Source organism: Streptosporangium sp. NPDC049644, assembly GCF_040675205.1.
Lineage (GTDB): Bacteria > Actinomycetota > Actinomycetes > Streptosporangiales > Streptosporangiaceae > Streptosporangium > Streptosporangium fukuiense.
The window spans coordinates 1-7,063 of record NZ_JBFAOJ010000185.1 but is presented as its reverse complement, the minus strand read 5'-3'; the positions used below and the strand labels follow the sequence as shown (position 1 = coordinate 7,063).

Here is a 7,063-nt window from a genome sequence, read left to right as displayed (position 1 = left end):
CGTGGCGCTGGGCGCCGGTGTCCTGGCCGGTACCGCACCCGCCTTCGCCGCCACCCAGACCGGCGCGGCCGTGACCGCCGGGGGCTGGCCGACACCGGACTGGTACCTGCAAGGCCCCTACCAGACCCTGGCCGCCTGCGACCTCGCCTTCGATGACGCCGCGCAGAACGGTCAATACACCGGGCTCCTCTACTGTCACTGGTTCCGCGGGGGTGGCCCCTATCCGGCGGGCTTCTACTACGAGGTGTACATCCCCTGAGCTTCAACAGGTGTGACGGGCGAGCCCCAGGCCGCACACTCAGGCCTTGACGGCCTTCTGCAGGCAACATCGCCGCGTGCCGGTTCAACGTCTCCAGGGCGACCAGGCGTGCTTCTCGTACCCCTGCCAACCGCTGCCGTTGCCCCGGCATGACCTGGCGTTGATCACTATGTGAGATCGCGATGTCGCTCATCCCGGTGGGATGGCAGACGGCGGGACCGTCACCATCACCTCGTTCGGCTACGGCCACAGCCCGGCGCCCGAGGCGGACCTGACCATCGACGCGCGCCGCAACCTCCGCAACCCGCACCACAACCCCGCCATGAGGCAACTGACCGGCCTCGACCTGTCCGTCCGAACGCACGTCCTCAACACCCCCGGTGCCCGCACCCTCATCCGCCACACCGCGGCCTGCATCCTCGCCTTGCTCGCCGGCACCGGCCAAGACGTCACCCTCGCCACCGGCTGCACAGGAGACTGGCATCGATCTGTCGCCCGGGCTACCGGGCGACACACCGTGAGAGAGCACATCCCATGTGTCGCATCGGGGTGCGTCGTGACCATTGCCTCAAGCTGCGTCGAACCAGGGCTTGCCGGCAGCCCAATGCCTGACCCATCCGGCGAACCCAGGATTCCCCGTGGTGAAGCCGAACTCGGCGCCGAAGGGGACGGCGCCTTCGCCGCTGATCTGCCAGACGTGCCCCCGATACAAGCCCATAGCCCGGCGGCCCCGAGTCGGACCCGTCGCAGATCTCGGCGACGAACGTTCGATACGGCTCCGGCAAGACGATCCCATGCTCTGCCTCGAAGGCGTGCACGGCATCCCAACCCAGTGGTGGTTCACATGCCTCGACATCGAAGGCGGCGCGAAGAGCGGCGAGGCCGACAGGGTCGGCGTGATCAGTAGATGGTCGACCACATCGTCAGCAGCCTCGACGGTGATCTGAGCCCCGCGACGCTGGCCGCCAGGCTGAACGTGAGCGAGCGTCACCTGACTCGGCTCAGCCTGGAGCACCTGGGCCAGACGCCTGGCCGCTTCATCAGGCAGGCACGCACGCAGGCGGCCGAGCAACTCCTCGTCTCCTCGTCGCTCTCCGTGGCGGACATCGCGGCCCGCTGCGGGTTCGGCTCCGCCGAGAGCCTTCGCCGGTTGTTCATCGCCGAGTTCGGCGCCTCCCCCACCCGCTACCGCCAAGCCCGGGCAAGCGCTCCGAGCGAGGGGCATGAGGGTCCTGCGGGGTCTTCGCGGAATCCCTCGGCCGGGAGCCGGCACGGCGTCGCATCAGGTGCTCTGGCCGGGACCCCGGTAGTCGTCCGCCCGCTTGGAGCGCGCCCGGGGCGCGGGAGACCCGCGCCGCGCGCTCGCCCACCGGACCGGCCCGCGCAGGTTCCCGTCACCGCTCCCGGGTGGCGAAAGGCCGCCCCGTGACCGTCACGGCCGGTCCTTGATCTCGCAGATGACGGCGCCGGCGGCGACCGTCCCCCCTACCTGGGCGGACATTCCCACCACCGTTCCCGCCTTGTGCGCGGTGAGCGGCTGCTCCATCTTCATGGCCTCCAGGACGACGACGGTGTCGCCGGCGGCGACCTCGTCCCCGTCGCCGGCCACGACCTTCACGATGGTCCCCTGCATGGGGCTGACCAGGGAATCGCCGCTCACCGCGGCCTTCACGGCGCCCGCGCCGCCGCGGCGGCGGGCGCTCGGCGCGGCCCGGCCCGCACCACCGCGGGTGCCCGCGCCGAGCCCGGCGGGCAGCACGACCTCCAAGCGCCTGCCCGCCACCTCGACGGTGATCCGCTCGCGCTCCGCCTGCTCTCCGGAGACCGCCTGCGCGTCGTACGGGGCGATCCGGTTGTCGAACTCGGTCTCGATCCAGCGGGTGTGCACGGTGAAGGGATCGCCGGCGAAGGCGGGGTCGTCCACGACGGCCCGGTGGAACGGCAGCGCGGTCGGCATGCCCTCGACCTCGAACTCGGCCAGTGCCCGGCGAGCACGCTCCAGCGCCTGGACACGGGTGGCGCCGGTGACGACGAGCTTGGCCACGAGCGAGTCGAAGGCACCGGGCACGGTCTCGCCCTGTTCGTAGCCGGAGTCCACCCGGACACCGGGGCCGGCGGGGGCACGCCAACGGGTGACGGCACCGGGCGCGGGCAGGAAGTTCCGCCCCGGGTCCTCGGCGTTGACCCGGAACTCGACGGAGTGGCCGCGCGGCTCGGGGTCGTCGTAGCCGATCTCCTCGCCGGAGGCGATCCGGAACATCTCGCGCACCAGGTCGACCCCGGTGACCTCCTCGGTGACCGGATGCTCGACCTGGAGCCGGGTGTTGACCTCCAGGAACGACACGGTGCCGTCCTGTCCGACGAGGAACTCGCAGGTGCCGGCGCCGACGTAACCGGCCTCGCGCAGGATCGCCTTGGAGCTGTCGCGCAGCAGGGCCTCCTGCTCGGCGGTGAGGAACGGCGCGGGCGCCTCCTCGACCAGCTTCTGGTGGCGGCGCTGCAGCGAGCAGTCCCGGGTGGAGACCACGACCACGTTGCCGTACGCGTCGGCCAGGCACTGCGTCTCCACGTGGCGGGGCCGGTCCAGGTAGCGCTCCACGAAGCACTCGCCCCGGCCGAACGCCGTCACGGCCTCGCGCACGGCGCTGTCGTACAGGCCGGGGATCTCCTCCATCGTGCGGGCCACCTTCAGCCCGCGCCCGCCGCCGCCGTACGCGGCCTTGATCGCGATGGGCAAACGGTGCTCGGCTGCGAAGGCCACCACCTCGTCCACACCGGATACGGGATTCGGAGTGCCGGCCACCAGAGGGGCACCGACCTTCTGCGCGATGTGCCGGGCCCGGACCTTGTCGCCGAGCACGCTGATCGCCGACGGCGGCGGCCCGATCCAGGTCAGCCCGGCGTCGATGACCGCCTGGGCGAAGTCGGCGTTCTCGGCCAGGAAGCCGTACCCCGGATGGACCGCGTCCGAGCCGGACCGCCCGGCTACCTCCATGATCTTCTCGATCGACAGGTACGTCTCCCCCGGGGTGGCACCGCCGAGCGCGTACGCCTCGTCCGCCATCCGCGTGTGCAGCGCGTCGCGGTCCTGGTCGGCGTACACCGCCACGCTCGCCATCCCGGCGTCCCGGCAGGCCCGGATGACCCGTACGGCGATCTCGCCGCGGTTGGCCACCAGCACTTTCCGCAGGGAAGTGGTCACAGCAGTCCTCCAAGGTTCCAGGTCGACTCCCGCCAGGCGTGCGGGCCCGGCGTGCAGGGGCGGCGCAAGGCGTGACGGCGTGCGCCATACCGCCGGCCGGAAGGCTCCGGTGGCGGCGCGTCCGCGCCCTGGGCGTAGGCCGCCGCGAGCAGCGCCACGGCCAGCGCGGCCAGTTCCTCGGGCTGCGGAGCGCCCTTCGTTATCCGGAACTCGGTCACAGCGGGATGTTCCCGTGCTTCTTGGGCGGTAGAGCGTCCCGTTTGCCGCGCAGCGCCCGCAGCGCGCGGACGACCTCGCGCCGGGTTTCGCGGGGCGCGATCACCGCGTCGACGTAACCGCGTTCGGCCGCCAGGTATGGCGTGGCGAGGGCGTCCTCGTACTCACGCACCAGCTCGGCCCGCAGCGCGTCGGGATCGTCCGACGCGGCCAGCCTCCTGCGATGCAGGATGTTGACCGCGCCCTGGGCGCCCATCACGGCGATCTGGGCGGTCGGCCAGGCGAGGTTGACGTCCGCGCCGAGGTGTTTGGAGCCCATCACGTCGTAGGCCCCGCCGTACGCCTTGCGGGTGATGACCGTGACGAGCGGGACCGTGGCCTCCGCGTAGGCGTACAGGAGCTTGGCCCCGCGCCGGATGATGCCGTTCCACTCCTGCTCGGTACCGGGCAGGAAGCCGGGCACGTCCACGAGCGTCAGCACGGGGATGCCGAACGCGTCGCAGGTGCGCACGAACCGGGCGGCCTTCTCGCTGGCGGCGATGTCCAGCGTGCCCGCCAGTCGCATGGGCTGGTTGGCGACGACGCCGACCGACCGGCCCTCCACCCTTCCGAAGCCGACGACGATGTTGGGCGCGAACAGCGCCTGCACCTCCAGGAACTCGCCGTCGTCGAGCAGGGCGGCGATGATCTCGTGCATTTCGTACGGCTGGTTCGGCGAGTCGGGGATGAGCGTGTCGAGAACCAGGTCGCCGTCGCCGATCTCCAGGTCGGACGGGGTCCAGGGAGACGCGGGCTCGTCGAGGTTGTTCTGCGGCAGGTACGACAGCAGCGCGCGGGCGTAGTCCAGCGCGTCGTCCTCGTCCTGCGCGAGGTAGTGGGCGTTGCCGCTGCGGCTGTTGTGCACGCGGGCACCGCCCAGTTCCTCGAAGGTGACGTCCTCTCCGGTGACCGTCTTGATGACGTCCGGGCCGGTGACGAACATGTGGGACGCCTCGTCGACCATGATCGTGAAGTCGGTGAGGGCGGGTGAGTAGACGTGCCCGCCCGCGCAGGCGCCCATGATCAGAGAGATCTGCGGGATCACACCCGAGGCACGGACGTTGCGGCGGAAGATCTCGCCGTACAGACCGAGCGAGACGACGCCCTCCTGGATTCGCGCGCCCGCGCCCTCGTTGATGCCGACGATCGGCGCCCCGATCTTCACAGCCAGATCCATGACCTTGCAGATCTTCTCGCCGTACACCTCTCCCAGGCTGCCGCCGAACACGGTGAAGTCCTGGGAGAAGACGCAGACCGGGCGGCCGTCCACCGTTCCGTGGCCGGTGACCACCCCGTCGCCGGGGACGCGAGATCGCTCCATGCCGAAGGACGTGCTGCGATGCACGGCCAGGGCTCCCAGTTCGACGAACGATCCGGGGTCGAGCAGGCGCTCGACCCGCTCTCGGGCGGTGAGCCTCCCCTTGGCATGCTGCCGGGCGGCCGCCCGTTTCTCAGCGGCCCGGATCGCCTCGTCCAGGCGCTCTTCGAGGCCGGACAGGCTGGCCGCGGTGCCATGTGACTCCATTGATCACCACATTTACTGATAAGACTCAGTTTCATGTGAACGATACTGAGTCCCATGACGGAGAACAACCCCGGGTCCGCGACAATGAGCGCATGGGCACACCGTCAATCAGCCACCGCCTCGCCGAGGCGGCGGTGGCGCTGTTCGACGAGAACGGGTACGACGAGACCACCGTCGACGACATAGCCGCCCACGCGGGAGTGAGCCGCAGCACGTTCTTCCGCTACTACCGGTCGAAGGAAGATGCGATCTTCCCCGACCACGACATGCTGCTCGCCAGGGTGAACGCCCGCCTGCGCGCCTCGACCGCGAACACCGCGATCGTCGCCGTGACCGACGCCGTCCGCATCGTGCTGGCGCAATACGTGGAGGACGCCGAGGTGTCGCTGCGCCGCTACCGCCTCGTCGGCCGCGTCCCCGCCCTGCGCGACCGGGAGAACGCCAGCGTCGCCCGCTACCAGCGGCTGTTCCGCGAGTTCATCGGCACCTGGCTGGCCGGCTCCCCCGACGCCGACCTGCGCGCCGAGCTCATGGCGGCCTCGGTCGTCGCGGCCCACAACCAGGTTCTGCGCGGATGGCTGCGCGCGGGCGGGACCTACGATCCCTCCGGTCCGCTGGACCACGCCCTCGAATACGTGATGGCGACCTTCCGCCACCTCGAACAGCCGAAGGAGCCCGGGGACGAACAGATCGTCGTCGCCGCCTTCAGCCGTTCGGCCTCCCCCCAGGCCGTCATGGAGGCCATCAAGACCCATCTCGGCGGCCGGCCCCCACGTTCCGAGACCATTTGAATAAAGCGGTTCGCTGGATATCCAAGATCTCGCTTAGCGGTCTGGCAGATATCAACCGCCGCGCGATGAGATAACCGCTCCGTCTCCAATCACCTTCAAAGAGTCTCACGTAAGGATTGGAGAGTCCATGCCTTCGACGTGAGCACTGTGGGTGCGGTCCACCTCGTACTTGCGGCGTAACCAGTTAAGCCGCTCCATGATCCGTGGCGACGCTTTGGACCATCATGATGACCTGCAGCGCCTTGGTCGTGCCCAGGGCCGGCATTCAGAACGGCCCACCATGGGGCCGGTCCGATCCGGAGATCGACGGGTCGGCGGCTCCATCAGGCCGGCCCGCTCAGAGCCCAGGTCGGCGACCTCGGCAGTTCCCGCGTCGACCTGGTCCGCCCAGGCCGGTAGGAGTTCACCGACACCGCGCGCCTCGGTTCGGGTTGACCGATCACCGCCTGTGTTGTTGCAGGCCGCCGTCGCCTGGAGCGTCCGGGGACGACCCGCGCCGTCAGGCGGATAGCGCCAATATAAATCCACCGTATTCCGACTACCGGCGAAGCGACAACGATTTTACGCCTGTCGATAATCTCCTTGACCACCGGTCCGAATTTTGTGTAAAACAAAAACCGGTAGCGATATTTAAAGTCCGGCCGCGGCGGCACGCACTCGGCATCAAGAAGGTCACCCCCCGATTTTTGGAGCCACAATGGACCGAGCCGTAACCGGAATTCACGGGCATAGAAAATCGATGCTCCGGCGCCTCATATCCGCCGCCGCCGCGGTGCTCACCGTGGCATTCCTCTGCGTGCCCTCCGCCGCCGCCCTCGCGCTGCCGACGCCAAAGGACCTGACCGCCTTCCTCGACCTCGAATGCTTCAAGACCAACCCGTACCAGCCGCCCGCCACCACGCTCACACTGCGGCACATCAACCCCGTGCTCAGCACCCTGCCGATCGAGACCGTCACCCTCGGCCAGCGTGAGCAGCTGTGCGTCCCGGTCGCCAAGAACAACCAGGCGCCGCCGTCGCCCGCGCTCGACT

The 7,063-nt window shown here is 69.5% G+C and carries 7 protein-coding genes and 1 pseudogene; 5 read left to right on the top strand and 3 right to left on the bottom strand.

What is annotated here, in order from left to right; translation table 11 throughout:
- From AB0J58_RS43650 to AB0J58_RS43640, 3 genes are all read left to right on the top strand, one after another.
- On the top strand, positions 1-259 hold a 259-nt coding region (locus AB0J58_RS43650), incomplete at its 5' end, for a hypothetical protein (protein ID WP_364227425.1).
- A gap of 202 nt (positions 260-461) precedes the next feature.
- The gene (locus AB0J58_RS43645) at positions 462-1,166 is read left to right on the top strand and encodes an RNase adapter RapZ (RefSeq protein ID WP_364227422.1); all 705 of its coding nucleotides are present in this window, start codon (positions 462-464) and stop codon (positions 1,164-1,166) included.
- Entirely contained in the window at positions 1,167-1,688 is a 522-nt protein-coding gene (locus AB0J58_RS43640; protein ID WP_364227419.1) for a helix-turn-helix domain-containing protein, read from the top strand.
- Between the two features lie 3 nt (positions 1,689-1,691).
- Here AB0J58_RS43640 and AB0J58_RS43635 read toward each other — a convergent pair whose 3' ends face one another.
- The 3 genes from AB0J58_RS43635 to AB0J58_RS43625 are packed head-to-tail and all read right to left on the bottom strand — an operon-like array spanning position 1,692 to position 5,241.
- Positions 1,692-3,449, bottom strand: a complete 1,758-nt coding sequence (locus AB0J58_RS43635) for a biotin carboxylase N-terminal domain-containing protein (protein WP_364227428.1) — start codon at positions 3,447-3,449, stop codon at positions 1,692-1,694.
- Between the two features lie 8 nt (positions 3,450-3,457).
- A complete protein-coding gene (locus AB0J58_RS43630; protein ID WP_364227416.1) occupies positions 3,458-3,679 on the bottom strand; it encodes an acyl-CoA carboxylase epsilon subunit in 222 nt (73 codons plus the stop codon).
- Positions 3,676-5,241 carry an acyl-CoA carboxylase subunit beta gene (locus AB0J58_RS43625; protein WP_364227413.1) on the bottom strand — a complete coding sequence of 522 codons (1,566 nt, stop codon included), beginning with the start codon at positions 5,239-5,241 and terminating at the stop codon, positions 3,676-3,678. Before AB0J58_RS43625 ends, AB0J58_RS43630 begins: the two co-directional genes overlap by 4 nt.
- 92 nt (positions 5,242-5,333) lie before the next feature.
- Here AB0J58_RS43625 and AB0J58_RS43620 point away from each other — a divergent pair, with 92 nt between their 5' ends.
- Together AB0J58_RS43620 and AB0J58_RS43615 are read left to right on the top strand one after the other, a co-directional pair.
- Positions 5,334-6,032, top strand: a complete 699-nt coding sequence (locus tag AB0J58_RS43620; RefSeq protein WP_364227410.1) for a TetR family transcriptional regulator — start codon at positions 5,334-5,336, stop codon at positions 6,030-6,032.
- Positions 6,033-6,771: 739 nt separating this feature from the next.
- A pseudogene (locus tag AB0J58_RS43615) lies at positions 6,772-7,063 on the top strand (hypothetical protein); the annotation flags it as partial.

What these genes read in the sequence shown, in the direction of transcription:
- AB0J58_RS43625 (WP_364227413.1), bottom strand. Translation starts at nt 5,241, where the DNA reads ATGGAGTCACATGGCACCGCGGCCAGCCTGTCCGGCCTCGAAGAGCGC.
- AB0J58_RS43640 (WP_364227419.1), top strand. Translation starts at nt 1,167, where the DNA reads ATGGTCGACCACATCGTCAGCAGCCTCGACGGTGATCTGAGCCCCGCG.
- AB0J58_RS43645 (WP_364227422.1), top strand. Translation starts at nt 462, where the DNA reads ATGGCAGACGGCGGGACCGTCACCATCACCTCGTTCGGCTACGGCCAC.
- AB0J58_RS43620 (WP_364227410.1), top strand. Translation starts at nt 5,334, where the DNA reads ATGGGCACACCGTCAATCAGCCACCGCCTCGCCGAGGCGGCGGTGGCG.